Origin of the sequence: Paenibacillus sp. Aloe-11, assembly GCF_000245715.1 — a bacterium.
Lineage (GTDB): Bacteria > Bacillota > Bacilli > Paenibacillales > Paenibacillaceae > Paenibacillus > Paenibacillus kribbensis.
Genome location: NZ_JH601082.1, coordinates 159,269 through 177,623 on the forward strand (window position 1 = coordinate 159,269; position 18,355 = coordinate 177,623).

Sequence of the window (18,355 nt, forward strand, 5' to 3'; positions counted from 1 at the left end):
ACTCACTTTCCCTCACCTCATGTTCTGGTTCATTTGAGTTTCCACATTGTTCCTGTATGTGTTGCTTACATCGTCACTCACATTGGAAAATGGCAGGCTACGCCATGCTTATCTGTATGCTGCTCGAAGACTGGAATCTGACTTTTGCAAATATCCTGAGCCATCGGACAACGAGTATGAAAGCTACAACCGCTTGGCGAGTTAATCGGACTTGGAATGTCGCCCTTCAACAAAATCCTCTCCTTGGTTTCCCGGGGATGAGATACAGGAATGGACGACAGTAATGACTTCGTATACGGGTGTTTGGGGCGAGCAAACAACTCATCCTTCTGCCCCATTTCAACAATCCTGCCCAAATACATGACAGCTATATGTTCACTGACGAATTTGACGGAAGCGAGACCATGAGCAATAAAAATATACGTTAGCTGATATTCCTTTTGCAGCCTTTTCAATAGATTTAATATCTGAGCCTGAATCGAAACATCGAGCGCCGAAACCGCCTCGTCGCAAACAATCAGCTTTGGGTTTAGCGATAATGCCCGGGCGATTCCGATCCGCTGCCGCTGTCCACCACTGAATTCGTGCGGATACCGATTCAGATGATGCTCTCTCAAGCCGACAATTTCCATCAATTCGCTAATTCGCTTTCTTAACTGCAATCCTTCTGTTTCCCCGCGAATGATCAGCGGCTCTGCGATAATATCCTTAATTTTCATTCGTGGATTCAGAGAAGCGTAAGGGTCCTGAAAAATAAGCTGCAAATCGGCTCGAACATGACGCAATGCCTTACCGCTCATCCCCGTTAATTTACACTGGTCGAACCAGACTTCACCGCCTGTCGGCTCCTGCAATTGTAAAATCATCTGTCCCAGAGTCGTTTTCCCGCTACCCGATTCACCGACAATACCCAGCGTCTCTCCCCGGTTAACCGAAAAGCTAAGACCGTCCACTGCTCGAACATAACCGGTTTTGCGTGATAACCATCCTGTTTTCACTGGGTAATATTTTTTCAAGTCCTTGACCTCAAGCAAAGGCTTCTCTTCCGAAATGACCAAGCTCATAGCACCTCCCCTTTAGCGCCGGGATAAAAACAACGTACGACATGGCCTGCCTCCACCTGTTCCAGCTCTGGCTTATCCAACATACATCTGGTTGTCGCCACAGGACAACGTGATTGAAAGGCACACCCTTTCGGAAGTTGCGACATATGAGGTACTGTCCCGGGGATCGAATATAATTCCTCCTGATATCCATCCATTCGGGGTAGCGAATGCATCAGGCCTATCGTATACGGATGAAGCGGACGGTCAAACAAATCAACTGCATACGCTTCCTCCACAATTTCACCGGCATACATCACCGCAACCCGGTCTGCCATTTCAGCCACCACGCCCAGATCATGGGTAATCCAGATGACGCTCATCTCCAGCGTGCCGCTCAGTTGCCCGATAAGGTCCATGATTTGGGCCTGAATGGTTACATCCAATGCTGTTGTAGGCTCATCCGCAATGAGCAGCTTGGGGTGGCAGGACAAGGCGCTCGCAATCATGACTCGTTGTCTCATACCGCCCGATAATTGATGAGGAAAATAATGAATGACCTTTTCCGGATGAGAAATGCCAACCAGCTTCAGCATCTCGATGCTTCTGGCCTTGGCCTCCTGTTTGCTCAATCCTGTATGAGTTCGTAGTGACTCCGAAATTTGGCTGCCTATCGTAAACACGGGATTCAGCGAGGTCATAGGCTCCTGAAAAATCATCGAAATTTCGTTACCGCGAATTTTACGCATTTCTTTGGGCTTCAGCTCTAACAAATTGCAGCCTTCCAGTACAATTTCGCCTCCTACGACCTTCCCCGGCTGATTTACCAATCCAATGATGGACAACGAGGTCACGCTTTTGCCGCTTCCTGATTCACCGACAATACACAGCGTTTCTCCCTTGGCTACATGGAACGATACCCGATTGACTGCCGGGACCACACCAGACTTCGTCATGAACGAGGTCTGCAAATCTTTGACCTCCAGCAACATTTCTGGCATTCTATCCCTCCTTTCCTGCCTATGCCGAACCATCAGTTGCACTGCTATACATCCAGCTTGGGATCAAGCCAATCTCTTAGCCAATCTCCGACAAATATAATGGCGAGCACGGTAATCGTAATAGCAATACCCGGAAAAGTAGCCACCCACCAGCTTGTAGCTAAATACTGGCGACCATCACTCAACATTCCTCCCCACGATACAGCAGGCGACTGAATGCCCAATCCAAGGAAGCTCAAAGCCGCCTCAGAAATGATCACCCGACCTATGCTAAGCGTAGAAATGATAATAAAAGAAGAAATCACATTAGGCAGCACATGTACTCGTATGATTCGGAAATCTTCAGCACCGACCACTCTTGCCGCGCGTACATAATCACGCTCACGTACACTCAGAACCTCACTCCGTACCATTCTTGTATAGCCCACCCAGCCGGTTATCCCAATTACAAAAATCAACGTTCCCAATCCCTGCCCGAGCACCAGCATGAACAGCATCATAAACAGGATCGTGGGTATAGCCAGAAAGGCATCTACAATCCGCATAATGAACGCATCCACCCAGCGGCCGTAATATCCCGAGATCAGTCCCAGAATAATGCCAATAGCACCCGAAATACCTACGGAACAGAAACCCACGATTAGCGAGACACGGGACCCGTACACGATTCGGCTCCAAATATCTCTGCCCAAACTATCTGTCCCCAGCGGAAATTCAGTCATTCCTCCTGCTATCCATGCCGGTGGCAGTAGCTTCCGCGCGATGTTGGTCTGAGCCGGATCATGAGGAGCAATCAGGGGTGCAGCCACAGAAATAGATACAATAATGACAAGAACAATCAAGCCTAGAAAACCCGTCTTGCTCTGAAACAGATAGCTCAGACCCCTCCTCAGCAATCCTTGTGTACCCACGCTTTGTACGGGCAAAGCAAGAGCAGCCTTGGATTGAACAGATTCAGACATGCTCATACCACCCCCATTTCCTTTTTATCCGACTATTCTTTCAACTTGATATCATCTGCATAGAACATCTCGTCCACACGTGGAGTAAACTCCACCCGGTTATTGACACCATAGTTGAATTTGTTCTGGTACAAGAAAATTCGAGGGCGATCCACCGCCAGAATCTCCTGTACTTTTTGATACTGCTCTGCTCTCTTCTGGTCATCCAGATTGGTAGAAGCGTCTTTCAGAAGCTTATCGACCTCCGAATTGCTATAATCGGTCTGGCCTTTGGCATTTTCCGTTGTAAATACTTCCAGCGGAAGCGGTGACTCAAACATGGAATTGCCTTTACCCTGAAGTGCCAGTTCCTTAAAGGTGTTGGAGTTATCCCGTTGTTTATATTGCGTCTGTTCCAGAATTTCAAGCTTCACCTTGAAGTTGACCTCTGTCAAATATGCAGCGATCGTCTCCGCGACCTCCTTCGTACTGGCCGGGCTGCTCAACGTCAGCTCCACTCCATTCGGATACCCTGCTTCCACCAATAATTGCTTGGCACGTTCAGGATTATAGACATTCGTATTGAACAGCTTGGGGTCATGTCCCAGAACACCTGGACCAATCGCCTCCTGTGTGGGAACCCCTGCCCCACCAAGTACATTGTCTACGAGTGCCTTCTTATCAATAGCCAACTCAATAGCTTCCCGCACTTTGGGATTAGCGGTTACGACTCCGGGTGTCTGACGCACCAGCAAGCTTTGGACCCGCGCGCTATCCTTATCGGTATAGTAGGTTGTTCCGCTATCCTGTACACGCTGGATATCCCCGGGCGGGATGATGACGGCAATATCAATAGCGCCTGTCAACAGCTCGGATATGCGGGTCGTGGATTCAGGAATCGTACGGAACACCAGACGATCCCATTGAGGCTTATCTCCGTAATAGTCTGTATTTTTAACCAGTTCCACACGGTCGTCCTTAATCCATTTATCAAACTTATACGGGCCTGTGCCCACCGGATTCCGAATGAATCCTTCTACACCTTGTTTCTGAAAATAGGCTGCAGGCAGGATTCCCGAGCTAATTCTGCTTAAGCGGGCCAACATGATTGGGTCAGGTCCTTTCGTAATGATGTCCACGGTATAATCATCAATAACGTTCACCTGCTGAATACCGGAATAAGCCGAATAATCCACCAGCGATTTATCTTTAGCTACGCGTTCCAGTGTAAATTTCACATCTGCGGCGGTGAATGGATCTCCATTATGGAATTTGACCCCCTTTCTCAACTCAAATCTCCATGTCTTGTCATTCGTTCGCTTCCAGGATGTAGCGAGGCCCGGTAGTTTTTTTTGCGGATCATTGCCGTCCTTCTTAACCAAATATTCAAACATATTGACATGAATCGATTCTGTCTGCGTGTTTCCATGATCGTGGATATCGAACGTTACGTTATCAATCGTGTTACCGATGGTCAGCGTCTTCTCCTGTCCTGATCCGTTCGTGCTCGCGCATCCCGTCACCGCCAAAACAATCATTAGCCATACCCAAGCTATTTTCCGCATCCTCTTCTACCTGCCTCTTCTATTTTTCTTCGATTTTTCTAAAACTTATTTTTTCCACTTGTTTAGTTGGTTTAAAATTTAAAAAAATAGAGACTTCGCTGTTATTCATTGTACTTAATACGAGGGTCGAGAACTTTATAAGCAATATCCGTAATCACTGTGATCAAAATGACCAGAATAGATATCACGAATACCGAAGCCTGAATGATCGCCATATCATGAGTATTAATAGCCTGCACAATCAGTTGCCCCATACCGGGCCAAGAAAATACAGTCTCTGTCACGAGTGATCCGCCTACCAAATTAGTGAATTGCAGCCCGGTTATCGTCACTACCGGAATTAACGCATTGCGCAAGGCATGCTTGTTGATCACGATCATTTCCCTAATTCCCTTGCTGCGGGCGGTTCGAATATAGTCCTGTCCGATGATTTCCAGCATACTGGAACGGATTAATCGGGTCATTTCCGCCGCTATCCCTGTTCCTAATGTAATCGCCGGTAAGATCAAATGAGACAAGCCTCCTCTTCCAGATACCGGAGTCCAGCCCAAATGAACAGCTACGACCAGAATCAGCATGATGCCTACCCAGAAGTTCGGCATGGCTTTACCTAGTACAGATACACCCGAAATGAAGATATCAATGAATGAATTACGCTTCACCGCAGACCATATCCCCAGAGGAATAGCAAGACAGCAAGCAATAATCATCGATGCAGCCGCTAACTCAAAGCTGGCAGGCAATCTCTCCAGAACGATGGGCAACGCGGGTTCACTGTAACGAAAGGAAGTGCCAAAATCACCTTGTACCAAATTAGAGAGAAAAATATAATACTGCACATATAGCGGCTGATCCAGACCAAGCGCCTCAGTCAAAATTCTTCGGTCCTCAGCTGTTGCCGTATCCGGTAGCATCATCGCCACAGGATCACCCGTTACGTGAACAAGAATGAATACAATCAGTGTGATAATAAAAAGCACCGGTACCACTTGCAGCATCGTTTTTCCAATATACTTACTCACGGATTCACATCCTCTATCAACTAATTCCGGGCTTCCTTCACAACACCCGTTCGAGTATGAATCACTTCTCCCTGAATATCCTGAGATTTCAGCAGCAGATTATAGATTGGACATACACGCTTAACAGCGGCATGCAGCGCAATAATGGTTTCCTCAGGTTCATCAGAGACGATACGTAGCTTGTAATGAATGTGATGTGGATATATCGGAACATCCTCAAACCCTTCTTCTCCTGCAAAAGGATGCTCTTCTCCACCTAGCTCAACGTCGATGGATTCCAGAGACACACCCAGCTTGGCAGCCTGAATCAGTGTAATATGCGTCATGCAGCTTCCCAGCACCCCCAGCAAAATTTCCGGTGAGGATGGTCCGAGACTGTAGCCAGCGAACGATTCTGGACTGTCGCTAATAATCTGATAATCCCGAATCCGAATTTCCCTCACTCCGCTACGTCCAGCAGCACGAACCTTCGCAGAAAATTGGATCGGTTTCGGATCGGCCCTAGCCACTTCATGCAGCGCAATCGCCGCCTCTCTTTTTTGGACCAAATATTCATTTAATGAACTCATATCTTATTCGCCTCCATCGGATATAAAAAAATTAAATAAACTTTACTCATAGGTTTAATGAGTTTTTAGATTAAAAATAATGCCCTATTCCAGCCGTCTGTATAGACGGTCAAGATAGTGCTGCCTCCGTTATGCTTAATACTACTGTAATATAGAAACCATATCCGATAAAATCGAATTTTCTGATGCCCCGCCATATCAAATAGCTATGACAGTTCTTATCCATCACCGTATGTTCTGAAAATCCAGATCTTTGACAAAGCTCACAAAAGCCTTCACCACGTTCAATTGCAACGACTCTCCATGGTAAAACATCCACGTATTGCGGTGAACAGGCTTCCCTTCCTGATTCTTAATTTCCACCTTCGTAATATCCTCTTCATCAAAATACATACTCGGCATAATCGCATAGCCCAGACCATTCATGACCATCTCCCGACAGCTGTCCACCTGATCCACTTCCATGCCTACCAAGGGAGGCACCGAATAATTCTCAGCCCACCAGTTGTCTATGGATGCTTTCAGTCCATAATCCGTACCATAGTCAATTCGAGGTCGATTGGGCAGATCGCTCAGATCGATTTCACTTTTAGAAACAATGCACAGGGTGTCCTGAAATAAAAAATGCTTCTCATCTTTCCATGAATAATGACCCCGGATAAAACCAATGTGAATATCTTGATTAAAAATCAATTGATGGATTCTTTTACTCTGCCCCGCCGTGACTTTGAATTCGACATCAGGATAACGCTCCTTGAACATTTTCAGAACCTTGGGCAGCTTATTTTTAGTGAAAAAGAAGCCCGCTCCCAGCCTTAACGTCCCGGTAACCTTATCTTCCATATTTAGCAGATCATCTTTTATTTTTTGATATTTTTTCAGCATTTCTTCAGCAGTCAGCGCCATATATTCCCCTTGGGGAGTGAAATTAACCCCCCGCCTTCCCCGCTGTACAATCGTTATGCCGAACTCCTTTTCAATATGCTGGAGTCGACTGGTCAAAGCAGGCTGTGATATAAACATGCTCTGGGCTGTTTTCGTAATATTTTTATGTGTATATAAAGCCTGTAATAAATGCCAATCCCGGTCTTCCATCCCCATTCCCTCCTTCTTCCATTCTACTTCCAGTGCCTAATCGTATGATTCTTCCTCCTCTGCGACATACACTTTTTCCCCACACTATACCAAACCGCCATTCCCAAAAACAACAAAAGACCCTCCTACACTGAATTGCAAAAGGGTCTTCTACTATAGTTTTTCATTTTTGGGGTCATTAAATATGCAATTCCTCATCATCACTCTGAGGTTCCACACCCCTATGTAGCCTACTTTTAAAATCAAGTCTCCTGCCTTAGCGTGGAGCCAGCTTCACCAAATTTTGCAGCCGTATCGGAAAAGAAGCTGACAGCGAAAAACCATAATCGAACAGCTTCCGTGTCTGCTCAAATCGCTCTTCCTTGCTCGGCGCACCGAGTACCACAGCAATTAACCGTCTGCCATGCTGCTCTGCGGTACCCGTGAAGCAATATCCAGCATCACTCGTATATCCGGCTTTCAGGCCATCCGTTCCGGCGTAAGAGTACGGTCCAGCCAGGGAAGGCAGCATCCAGTTCGTGTTACTAATGTAGAGCCCCTTATCCTTTAACTCCATTTGCGTGCGGCTGGACGTTCTTAGAATCTCCGGATGTGACGCAATCAGGTAAGAAGCCAGCTTTGCCGTGTCGCTTGCTGTCATTTTCGTTTCTCCACGAATATCCTCGGGATGATTCGGTCCCAGTTCACTCTGCCCTGCTCCAGATGCATTGCTAAAGCGGCTGTCGGATGACAATCCAATTTGGGCAGCCTTCTCATTCATACGCTTCACAAAAGCCGCTTCATTGCCTGCCGAGCGCTCTGCCAGTGCCACAGCGGCGTCATTGGCTGAATATACAACCATACTCTGGAACAGTTCGGATACCGTCATCCTTTCACCATACCGTAGAGATAGATTTATCCCCCCCACCGTACTCGCGTAACGGCTAATTTGCACCTCGTCATTCCAGCCTAACCGTCCAGTCCGAATATCCTCCAGTACCAACAGCTCGGTCATGAGCTTGGACATATTGGCGGAGGGCATAGGCGTATTGCCGTTCACATCCATCAGCAATTCCCCGGTATGCATGTCCATCAGTACAGCAGCCTCTGCATCCACATCCGGCTTCCCGACCAACAGGCGGGGTCCAAGTGTAATAAAAATCAATATGATAAGTACCGGGACAATAATAGCCCAACGTAACCAGTGTTTTTTCATCATCATAAATAACCCCCATACTTATTAGACGATGAAAAATTCATTTTGTCTGCAATTTTTCGAAAAAAAAATACAATTTTCTTGCCTTTTTTTATTCTATAGCAAAATGGCAGGCTACAAAATGCTGGTCGCCCGCATCCCGATATACCGGAGCCTCTGTTTTACAGCGCGCTTCCGCCATAGGACAGCGCGTATGAAACTTACAGCCAGACGGCGGATTGGCTGGAGAAGGAATGTCCCCTTTCAGGACAATTCGCTGTCTCTTGACCGTCGGATCGGGAATCGGAACCGCCGATAGCAGCGCCTTCGTATACGGATGAAGCGGATTGCGGAACAGCTCCTCCTTGGAAGCCAGCTCTACCATCGAGCCCAAATACATTACACCAATGCGGCTGCACAGATGCTCAACCACACTCAGATCATGCGAGATAAACAGATACGTCAATTGACGTTCCTGCTGCAAATCGCTTAACAAGTTAATAATCTGGGCCTGAATGGATACATCCAGCGCAGACACAGGTTCATCTGCCACGATAAAATCAGGATTTAAGATCAAAGCCCGTGCAATCCCGATCCGCTGGCGCTGACCGCCAGAGAACTCATGCGGATACCGATCATAGTGATACGAGGACAGACCGCAAATGTTCAGCGTTTCGTTAACCTTCTTCCGCAGCTCGCTACGGTCAATCAGTCCGTGGTCCAGCAGCGCCTCTCCGATGGCTTCACCGACCTTGATTCTTGGATTCAAGGAGCTAAAAGGGTCCTGAAAGACGATTTGCAGCTTGGGACGAAGCGCTCGGATTCGCTCCTTGCTTAACCCGTGCAGGTCTTCTCCTTTGTATCGCACTGATCCATCCGTCTTATCCATCAGCCTGAGAATGGTCCGCCCAATCGTACTTTTTCCACAGCCCGATTCCCCTACCAGACCGAAGGACTCACCCTTATGAATGTCAAACGATACATCATCGACCGCTTTCACATATCCTACAGTACGCTGAAATACCCCGCCTGTGATCGGAAAATATTTTTTCAGCCCTTCCACCTGAATTAAAGGCTCGCTCATATCTGTTGCCCTCCTTCTTTCTCATATAGCCAGCAGGCAACCTTATGACCATTCTCCCTTTCGTTCAAGGGAGGAGCCTGATCCTTGCAAATTTGCATACAATGCGCACACCGATCATGAAAATGACAATTTTCTTCCAGCTCAATTGGATTGGGAACCTGACCAGGGATGGAGTACAGTCGATCCATTTTCTGGTTAATGACAGGTTTCGCCTTTAATAGCCCTTGAGTATACGGATGCTGCGGGTTTTTGAACAGCTCAATGACAGGAGCCTCTTCAATGACATTGCCGGCATACATGACGACCACATAATCAGCCATTTCTGCCACAACACCCAAGTCGTGTGTAATCAGCATAATGGATGTTTTCAGCTTATCCTTCAAATCCCGCATCAAATCGAGAATTTGTGCCTGAATCGTCACATCCAGAGCCGTTGTCGGTTCATCTGCAATCAACAGCTTCGGATTACAGCTTAATGCGATGGCGATCATGATCCGCTGGCGCATACCGCCACTCAGTTCATGGGGATAGGAATGGAATATTTCCTCCGACCGCGAAATGCCTACCAGGCTAATCAGTTCAATCGCTCGCGCACGTGCTTCCTTTTTACTCATTAATGTATGCATGAGCAGCGGCTCCGTAATCTGTTCTCCAATCGTTAGCACCGGATTCAGAGAAGACATCGGCTCCTGAAAAATAATCGAAATGTCATTGCCGCGAATTTGCTGCATTTGACCTTTATTAAGCGTTAAGAGGTTTTTGCCCTCAAACCAGATTTCACCGTCTGAGGTGTGGGGAGAATCAATCAACCGCATCATCGTCATCGCCGTTACACTTTTACCACAGCCGGATTCCCCTACCACACAGAGCGTTTCACCCTCACGAATTTTAAAACTGACGTCATTGACCGCTTTGACAGTTCCGCTAGAGGTATGAAAGTGGGTTTTCAGGTTACGAAATTCAATCAAAGCATTTTCCATAAACGTTCGTCTCCTACTTCTTCATTTTAGGGTCCAGTGCGTCGCGCAAACCGTCGCCAATCAGGTTAATGGCTACAACTGTAATGAGAATACACATGCCCGGCGGAACCCATATCCAAGGCCGTTTGCGGAAGTCGATCAGGTTATTCGCCGCCGAAATCATATTCCCCCACGAAGGTGTAGGCGGCACCACGCCAATTCCCAGATAACTGAGCGCAGACTCTGTAATAATCGCACCCGCTACCCCGAGCGTAGCCGTAACAATAATGGTAGGAATGGTGTTCGGCAGCAAATGACGGAATATTTTTCGGCGATCCCTCAAGCCCAGAGCTTCTGTGGCCTGCATGAACTCCTGTTCACGCAGTGTAAGAATCTGCCCTCTGACCAGACGGGACAAACTCGTCCAGCTCAAGGCCCCGATAATGAGCATCAGGAAATAAATCCGGTTCGACGGATCGACCTTCAAATCGGATAATACCGCACCTAAAATAATAAGCAGCGGCAACGTAGGCAATGCCATAAAAATATCGGCAATCCGCATAATAATCGTATCCACGCTTTTACGGTAAAATCCTGCCAGCGCCCCTAACGTCGCACCAATTGCAACCGAAATAAACGTGGCAACCAGCCCCACCGTCAAGGAAATACGACCAGCCAGCATCGTACGCAGTAAAATATCTCTACCAAACTTATCCGTACCAAGCCAGTACTGAGCATTAGGCGATAAATTCTTGTCAGACAGCTTGTAATCATCTAAATGATAAGGTGAAATCATCGGCCCAAATGTACAGATGATCACCATCAGAATCAAAATAACAAGTCCGGCTAAAGCCAGACGGTTTCGGTTAAAACGGCGAACGGCGATTCTCCATGGAGACGCTTCAGGACGGATCGCCGCCTTTTGATTGGGTTCAATCGTGACAGTTTCTGCGGACAAGAGTATCCCTCCTATTTCAAGCGAATTCTTGGATCTGCCATGCCGTACAATACATCAGAAAGTAAATTTCCAATGAGCGTAAGGACCGCCAGGAAAATGGTAAAGCCCAGCATAAACGGGTAGTCCCGCATGCTGATTGACTCCAGATAAACCTGCCCCACACCCGGCCACACAAATACCTTCTCCAGAATCATGGCCCCGCCAAATAAGGCAGGGAGCTCGAAGCCAAGCAGCGTGATTGCCGGAATCAGTGCGTTGCGCAGAGCGTGCTTGAAAATAACCGTCCGTTCCTTCAAGCCTTTGGCACGTGCAGTACGAATGTAGTCCTGACGGATAACCTCCAGCATGCCTGTACGGAAATACCGGGTTAGGCTGCCTGTACTCAACATCGTAAGTACGAGTGTCGGCAGGAACATATGCTTGAGAATATCCACCATATAAGCCCACGAGCCTGGCTCCATCCCTGCTGTGGTCATGCCCCCAACCGGAAGAATCCCCCATTCGAGTGCAAATATTTTGATCACCAAAAGACCTATAAAGAATGATGGCAGTGACATACATAAGAAAATGAATAATGTGACAAACTTATCGAACAACGAGTATTGAAACTTGGCTGAAAACACTCCTGCAATGACCGCAATCAGCCAGCTGAAAATAAGACTAAAAAAAGCGATAATAAAAGAGTTCCATACATAATTGCCAATGACCTTCGTTACCGGCTGCTTATGCTGTAATGAATCTCCCATATTTCCCTTCAGCATATTACCGGCCCATATAAAATAGCGTTGGTACTCCGGCTTATCCAGCCCGTAGATATGTCGTAGCTGCTGCGCCTTTTCGGCGGTCATATTCGGGTTCTGCTTGGCTGTAATATAATCACCCGGCACCATGGCTGAAATCGCAAATACGATAATGGATATGCCAATAAGTGTGGGGATGAGCTGCAGCAGTCGGCGAATAATGTACTGCTTCATAATCATTCCTCCAGACGAATAAAGTGATATGCCCAGCCCGTGAGAGCTGAGCATATGATTGGCAACCCTTATTGAGCGATCTGAGCATTATGCAAAGTGAATTCAAAATCCTTGTATGGCGAGATATCAAAGCCGGTCAAACGTCCATTAATCGGCCACATATCTCTGCGTTGGTACATAAAGATAACCGGCAAATCTTTGTTCAGCTCTTGATAAAGCTGCTTGTAGATCTCCTTGCGCTTCTCTTGATCCAATTCATGCTTGCCAGCAAGCGTCAACTCATCAACCTTTTTGTTGGAATAGCCGATATCATTTTGTGCACCATTCGTAATATAAACCGTTGTATCCGGATCAGGCGTTAATCCCCATGCCGCAAAGAACATATCGAATTTGCCTGTATCCTTTTTATCCATAATTGCGTTAAAATCCAGCGTTTCGGACGTCAGCTTAATGCCCAGTTCCTTGTAGTTGTTCGTCATAATCGGCAGCAACGCTTCTACAACGGGATTATCGGCGGTCGCAGAGAAGTTAATGGTCAGTTTCTCTCCGTCCTTCTCACGGATACCGTCCGCACCAGCCTTCCATCCTGCCTCATCCAGCAAAGCCTTCGCTTTAGCCATATCAAATTCATACTTGTTAATGCCTTCATCCGTGTAAGACCAGGATTCTGTAGACTGTGGAATGTTAATCACATTCGCATATGGGCCATATACGCCCTGCACAATCTCTTTGCGGTTCAAGCCAATAGTTAGAGCCTGGCGTACCTTAGGGTCCTGAAATTTCTTTTCTTTGTGGTTAAAAGCGATATATCCATAGCCGTTCGTCGGCATAATATGCACATCCAGAAAGCCCAGAGCCTTCAATTCCTCTACGTTATCCTCGGTAACCGTAACGTTATCCATATCTGTTTCACCTGTTTGCAGCATGGACAGGTTAGTCTCTTCCGTCGTTGTTTTGAAAATAACCGATTTCACCTTCGGTGCGCCTTTGAAGTAGTTTGGATTCGCTTCAAATACGACCTGCTGGCCTGGAGAAAAGCTCTTCAGCACATACTGGCCGGAGCCGATTGGCTTGTTATTAAGTGCCTTGATGCTATCCAGACTACCCTTTTTGTAGCCTTTTCCGTAATAAGCTTCTGGCATGAAGTATTGTTCACCCAGAAAATCTTTAGTATAGGCTGTTGCTTCTGTGACTGTTACTTCTACCGTGTTATCATCAATGACTTTGATACCGGAAATATCATTGGCTTTGCCATCGTGATATTCTTTCCCGCCTTTAATTTTAAAAGACAGAACGTCCGTTTCACCGTCGTAATTCGGATCATGCAGCACCTTGAGAACAAAGGCATAATCCTTCACCGTTACCGGTGTGCCGTCGCTATACTTTACACCTGGTTTCAGATGAAATGTATATTTTAGACCATCTTGCGATACATCAACCTTATCAGCCAGACTATTTTCATATGTACCATCTGCTTTCACCTGCAAAAAGGAATCAAACACCGTTCTGACTACATATAAATCGTAACTTGTTTGCCAGAAAAGCGGATTAAATACCCCTTTTGGTGATGTCATACCTACCACTATATTATCTTTTCGATTGGTTGCTCCCGGCGGATTTTGTGCCAGATCAGTCGCTTTAATGACACCCTCCGTCACTTGTGTACTGGATTCATTACCCTCTGTTTTATTTTCCGCATTGCCCTGCTGTTGCTGTGCCTCATTAGCACCTCCACTGCATCCTGCAAACAGAACACCAACCATCGTAAGCACCATAAGCAAAGAAACCCATTTCTTCGTCATTACCATCTGTTAATCCCCCTTAGTCGGTTCTTTATTTAACAGCTTGACTCATTCCTGCGGTAATCCATTAAAGCTTTAGGTTTGAAAATGTAAGTCTGTACATCCTCCTTACTGTCACACATGATAGCGTAAACACGTGTTTTAGACCTTTGGTCAATTTTGTGAACTGGTAACCATTACATTTTTATTAAGGTTTATCTTAAGTGTAAAATAACATCACGTCAATATCTTTTTTTATGTAACTTAAAATTATAAAATATCAATTTTTGTAAGTTTTATGAATTATTCTTATGGAGAATGACCATGAATTCAAGTTTCATGTAATATAAAATAACATTACGAGTTTCGGAATGCTTACTCTGGCGAGTTAGGGAGAGCGAGTGACCACGAAAGTGATTGTACAACTTGCTGTGTCTTATGGTTAAACATGGATTGTATTATTAGTAAGTTACAATAGATGGCACTTGTTGTCAATATAAAAAGTCACAAAAAAAGAGACGCTCCCAATATCGGGAACATCTCTTTTTTATTTCATCACACTACTATTCAGTAGTGTAAGGAAGCAATGCGATTTGACGGGAACGTTTGATCGCGATTGTCAACATACGTTGATATTTTGCGCTTGTTCCAGTCACACGACGAGGAAGAATTTTTCCACGCTCGCTGATGAATTTTTTAAGCAGGTCTGTATCTTTATAGTCAATGTGAGTAATTTTGTTCACAGTGAAGAAACATACTTTACGACGTTTGTTGCGACCACCACGACGAGCTGGTCTTTTGTTATCGTCTCCGCCTTCTCTTTGTCTGAAGCCCATTCTTTGTCAGTCCTTTCCCAATTAAAATGGTAAATCATCATCCGAAATATCGATCGGTTTTCCGTCATCGGAAAAAGGATCCTGATTGTTTCGCGAGTTATTATTCCCGCGTCCACTATTGCTGCTACCGCCTCCAAAAGGAGACTCCTCACGCATACCTCCACCGCTATTGCTGCCACCGTTGCCGCTATCGCGGTTAGATTCCAAGAAACGTACATTATCAGCTACAATTTCAGTCACGTATACACGTTTTCCTTCATTGTTCTCATAGTTACGCACTTGAACACGGCCTTCAACAGCCGTCAGACGACCTTTGCGAAGATAGTTAGCGCACGTTTCAGCAAGCTGACGCCAGGTTACGATCGGCAAGAAATCCGCTTCCCGTTCGCCGCCTTGACTTGTAAACGGACGGTCTACAGCCAGGGTGAACTGGGTTACTGCTACACCCGACGGTGTATAGCGCAGCTCCGGATCTTTGGTCAACCGACCGATCAGAATGACACGGTTCAACAATCCAATCCCCTCCTTTGAGCGTTGTTCATTACATAGTCACGTACAATAATTAAGCTACGTCGTTCGTAATGAGATAACGAATTACTTCGTCAGAAATTTTCATGATACGCTCAAGCTCAGTAACAACAGCAGGCTCTGCTGTGAAGTTAACCAGAACGAAAGAACCATCACGGAATTTCTTGATCTCATACGCAAGACGGCGTTTAGTTACATCGTGATTCGTAATTTCGCCACCGCCGTTAGAGATGATACCTTGGAATTTGTCGACTGTCGCTTGAACAGCTTCTTGTTCAATGTCAGGACGAATAATGTACATCACTTCATATTTGCGCATTCTTTACACCTCCTTATGGACATAAGGCCCTCAATCTTGGTTGAGAGCAAGGAACGAGCCTAAACTCGCACTAAAACAGTTTACCAAATCGAGCGACTGAATGCAACCTGCTGGAACAAAAATTACGCATCTATATATCGCTTCCGCATGTTTCTGTTCAGGACAGCGCACAATAACCGTTGCAGTCCAAATTCATTTATCTAAAGGAGGTACAATTCATGGGTGAAAAAACCGAATTCGAGCCAGGTGACAAAGTCCCAAATGATGGCGTATATATGGAAGTGGGCGAAAAAAGCTTTCACACCGAAATTCAAAATCCGCAGTCAATATCGCTGGAAAGAGGCGATTTTTTTCCGGAAACCACCAACCATAACCGCAAGTGGAAGAAAAAAACGAAAGCCCGCGTTCACTAATGTATATTTCTTCGGAATCTGGGCCATATTATGATTAGGCGGTACAACAGAGAGGTGTGGTTCCGTTGGACAACGTAGCCGGACAAACTGTTAGGAGATCCATTCAAGGCATTAGAAGCGTTAGGTTTGTGTAAAAGGACACTGTCTTTTCAACACTGGTATTGCTTGTCAGTACACCGGGTTTCATGATGTGATTGGACAGATCGTATCCTGTTAAAAATGTATCGCCTACGATGGAGGACCTTTGGGGTCCTCCTTTGTTGCATTATCGTACTTTTTGCATATACTGGTAAAATGCAGATTAATTCAGCTCCTTCTGCTAGAATATATCCAAATACAAAGACCTACTGTTACGGAGGTTTCAAGATGAGCTATTCTCGAATACTAAAATGGATATCAGGTATATTCGAATTGGTGCTTGCCATACCGATTGTGGGAGGAGCCATTGTCATAGGGACAGGTTATTCGGCTCTGGGCTTCATGCTAATCCTGCATGCAGTGACACTCATCCTGTCCTTACGCAATCAGGAAGCGATTTACGGCTCTGTATGGGGTATACTCACTTCCCTGCTTGCCTGGATTCCCATCATCGGCTGGGTCCTCCATTTGATTGCAGCCATTCTTCTGATGATCTCCGGTTCGAAAAAAACAAAACGCTATCATTATCCGCCAAACCAACTCTAACCACCCCAAATACTCCTGACAGCACTGATCTTTTCTGCTGTCGGGAGTATTTTTTGCTGTAACGGATATACCTCTCAGAAGGAACGCTTAACCCTTGTTTTTTACAAGATCGAGCTGTAGGTCTCCCCTTCCCCGCAGACACAGCAATTCATCGAACAGAAAAGTAAGGCCACTCTTGTCCCTCCAATTTCTGATGATGTCCGTTACTACCTCCATCAAATCACGCCGAATCCCCTCTGCCAGTTGTAACCCTGCACTATCACCCTCGATGAACAAATGTGTGTGCTCCGGCTCATCCAACCTGCGAACCTGACGCAGACACAGCACACCATTGTCGAGATAGAAGAAGTAGCATCCTTTATATAGAACCCCTTCGAATATCTCATACATATGCGGCAAATCATACGGCCCGTATATCATCGAAGCCCATTCCAATCCCAACGATTTACTCATACATCGGTTCCCCTTCCCTAATAAAAATAAAGTTATCCTTCTTCACTAATAATATGGAGCAAAAATATGTAAATCGAAACTTAATGAGACTCAATAAGTACTACTTTATTAGTAATAATATATAAATAGTACTACTCGGTGAGTAGTATGTCAATAAGATATACGAAAAAAGTTTTACGATGTAGGTAGTGTAGGATATAATAATAACTAATTTAGTATTCTATAATATGTCTCTAAGGAGGCTTACTAGCTTGAGTCAAATTCATTTTAAATTGAGTGAAACACTAGAAATGATTGGAGCTACACGTAACAAGATCGCGGTGGAGTCGAAAACGAGACCTGCTACTATTCTTGATTTAGCAAGTGGCGATACAAAAACCATTAAGTTGGAAACCTTGGTCAGTATCTTAAATGCAATAAACGAAATCGCCCATAGTCACGGCTTGGAAAAAACATTTGGTATTGAAGATATCATTCAGTACGTCCCTCAAAGCACAGAAAACACGCGCTAATCCACTTTGGGATAGCGCGTGTTTTTTCAAATATTTGATTTTGTCCTTCAAAGCATTTGCATAAAGTTTATCAACTTTAAACGAGAACATATCTCAAAAACTCTGATCACCATCGCTGCCCTCACGCAAATGTGTCCGTTTATCTTGCTTCGTCGCACCTTCCGTCTTCTTAAACTACGTTATTCCGTACCAATATCATTCCGTGCAAGTGAACGGAATGATAAAGCTTATTTTTCTATAGAAATATCTAATATAATAATGCAGTTAAAAACTAGTTTGTGTGATATGGGAGGGTTCATATTGAAACTAACAACGTCGGATCAAGCTGATCACCTATCTAGTATTAGCGTCATGACTACTGGCTTACGTGCGCCAATTGTCTTTCGGCCTGTGCGTTTATCCATACTAAAAAACCTCCTACGCGTGGTTAGCGTAAGAGGTTAA

General features: G+C 45.5%; 20 protein-coding genes. 3 read left to right on the forward strand and 17 right to left on the reverse strand.

Features of this window, described 5'->3' with window-relative positions; translation table 11 throughout:
• Positions 1-77: 77 nt before the first annotated feature.
• The 16 genes from WG8_RS25615 to rpsF all read right to left on the reverse strand — a co-directional run bounded on the left by WG8_RS25615 (position 78) and on the right by rpsF (position 15,849).
• Positions 78-1,064 (reverse strand): ABC transporter ATP-binding protein, encoded by a 987-nt coding sequence (locus tag WG8_RS25615; protein ID WP_007433215.1) that lies wholly within the window; start codon positions 1,062-1,064, stop codon positions 78-80.
• Positions 1,061-2,044 carry an ABC transporter ATP-binding protein gene (locus WG8_RS25620; protein WP_007433216.1) on the reverse strand — a complete coding sequence of 328 codons (984 nt, stop codon included), beginning with the start codon at positions 2,042-2,044 and terminating at the stop codon, positions 1,061-1,063. Before WG8_RS25620 ends, WG8_RS25615 begins: the two co-directional genes overlap by 4 nt.
• Positions 2,045-2,088: 44 nt before the next feature.
• On the reverse strand, positions 2,089-3,006 hold the full coding sequence (locus tag WG8_RS25625) for an ABC transporter permease (RefSeq protein WP_007433217.1): 918 nt from the start codon (positions 3,004-3,006) through the stop codon (positions 2,089-2,091).
• A gap of 32 nt (positions 3,007-3,038) precedes the next feature.
• A complete protein-coding gene (locus tag WG8_RS25630) occupies positions 3,039-4,550 on the reverse strand; it encodes an ABC transporter substrate-binding protein (RefSeq protein WP_007433218.1) in 1,512 nt (503 codons plus the stop codon).
• 101 nt (positions 4,551-4,651) lie between these two features.
• The gene (locus WG8_RS25635) at positions 4,652-5,572 is read right to left on the reverse strand and encodes an ABC transporter permease (RefSeq protein WP_007433219.1); all 921 of its coding nucleotides are present in this window, start codon (positions 5,570-5,572) and stop codon (positions 4,652-4,654) included.
• 20 nt (positions 5,573-5,592) lie between these two features.
• Positions 5,593-6,141 (reverse strand): OsmC family protein, encoded by a 549-nt coding sequence (locus WG8_RS25640; RefSeq protein WP_007433220.1) that lies wholly within the window; start codon positions 6,139-6,141, stop codon positions 5,593-5,595.
• Between the two features lie 225 nt (positions 6,142-6,366).
• Entirely contained in the window at positions 6,367-7,236 is an 870-nt protein-coding gene (locus tag WG8_RS25645) for a LysR family transcriptional regulator (protein WP_007433221.1), read from the reverse strand.
• 256 nt (positions 7,237-7,492) lie between these two features.
• Positions 7,493-8,434, reverse strand: a complete 942-nt coding sequence (locus WG8_RS25650) for a D-alanyl-D-alanine carboxypeptidase family protein (RefSeq protein ID WP_007433222.1) — start codon at positions 8,432-8,434, stop codon at positions 7,493-7,495.
• 88 nt (positions 8,435-8,522) lie between these two features.
• Entirely contained in the window at positions 8,523-9,494 is a 972-nt protein-coding gene (locus WG8_RS25655) for an ABC transporter ATP-binding protein (RefSeq protein ID WP_007433223.1), read from the reverse strand.
• Positions 9,491-10,474 (reverse strand): ABC transporter ATP-binding protein, encoded by a 984-nt coding sequence (locus WG8_RS25660; protein WP_007433224.1) that lies wholly within the window; start codon positions 10,472-10,474, stop codon positions 9,491-9,493. Before WG8_RS25660 ends, WG8_RS25655 begins: the two co-directional genes overlap by 4 nt.
• 13 nt (positions 10,475-10,487) lie before the next feature.
• Entirely contained in the window at positions 10,488-11,411 is a 924-nt protein-coding gene (opp4C, locus tag WG8_RS25665) for an oligopeptide ABC transporter permease (protein WP_007433225.1), read from the reverse strand.
• Positions 11,412-11,422: 11 nt separating this feature from the next.
• Positions 11,423-12,385, reverse strand: a complete 963-nt coding sequence (locus WG8_RS25670; protein WP_007433226.1) for an ABC transporter permease — start codon at positions 12,383-12,385, stop codon at positions 11,423-11,425.
• A 68-nt stretch (positions 12,386-12,453) separates the two neighbouring features.
• Entirely contained in the window at positions 12,454-14,193 is a 1,740-nt protein-coding gene (locus tag WG8_RS25675) for an ABC transporter substrate-binding protein (RefSeq protein WP_007433227.1), read from the reverse strand.
• A gap of 536 nt (positions 14,194-14,729) precedes the next feature.
• Positions 14,730-15,002 carry a 30S ribosomal protein S18 gene (gene rpsR / locus WG8_RS25680; RefSeq protein ID WP_007433228.1) on the reverse strand — a complete coding sequence of 91 codons (273 nt, stop codon included), beginning with the start codon at positions 15,000-15,002 and terminating at the stop codon, positions 14,730-14,732.
• A 21-nt stretch (positions 15,003-15,023) separates the two neighbouring features.
• Entirely contained in the window at positions 15,024-15,515 is a 492-nt protein-coding gene (ssb, locus tag WG8_RS25685; RefSeq protein ID WP_007433229.1) for a single-stranded DNA-binding protein, read from the reverse strand.
• A gap of 49 nt (positions 15,516-15,564) precedes the next feature.
• A complete protein-coding gene (rpsF, locus tag WG8_RS25690) occupies positions 15,565-15,849 on the reverse strand; it encodes a 30S ribosomal protein S6 (RefSeq protein ID WP_007433230.1) in 285 nt (94 codons plus the stop codon).
• A 218-nt stretch (positions 15,850-16,067) separates the two neighbouring features.
• On the opposite strand from rpsF, the gene WG8_RS25695 reads away from it, so the two are divergent.
• Both WG8_RS25695 and WG8_RS25700 read left to right on the forward strand, forming a co-directional pair.
• Positions 16,068-16,262: a YjzC family protein gene (locus tag WG8_RS25695; RefSeq protein ID WP_007433231.1), complete on the forward strand. Its 195-nt coding sequence runs from the start codon at positions 16,068-16,070 to the stop codon at positions 16,260-16,262.
• A gap of 366 nt (positions 16,263-16,628) precedes the next feature.
• Positions 16,629-16,946 carry a hypothetical protein gene (locus WG8_RS25700; protein ID WP_007433232.1) on the forward strand — a complete coding sequence of 106 codons (318 nt, stop codon included), beginning with the start codon at positions 16,629-16,631 and terminating at the stop codon, positions 16,944-16,946.
• An 87-nt stretch (positions 16,947-17,033) separates the two neighbouring features.
• On the opposite strand, the gene WG8_RS25705 is transcribed toward WG8_RS25700, so the two are convergent.
• The gene (locus WG8_RS25705) at positions 17,034-17,399 is read right to left on the reverse strand and encodes a hypothetical protein (protein WP_007433233.1); all 366 of its coding nucleotides are present in this window, start codon (positions 17,397-17,399) and stop codon (positions 17,034-17,036) included.
• A 251-nt stretch (positions 17,400-17,650) separates the two neighbouring features.
• Here WG8_RS25705 and WG8_RS25710 point away from each other — a divergent pair, with 251 nt between their 5' ends.
• The gene (locus WG8_RS25710; protein ID WP_007433234.1) at positions 17,651-17,911 is read left to right on the forward strand and encodes a hypothetical protein; all 261 of its coding nucleotides are present in this window, start codon (positions 17,651-17,653) and stop codon (positions 17,909-17,911) included.
• Positions 17,912-18,355 lie beyond the last annotated feature (444 nt).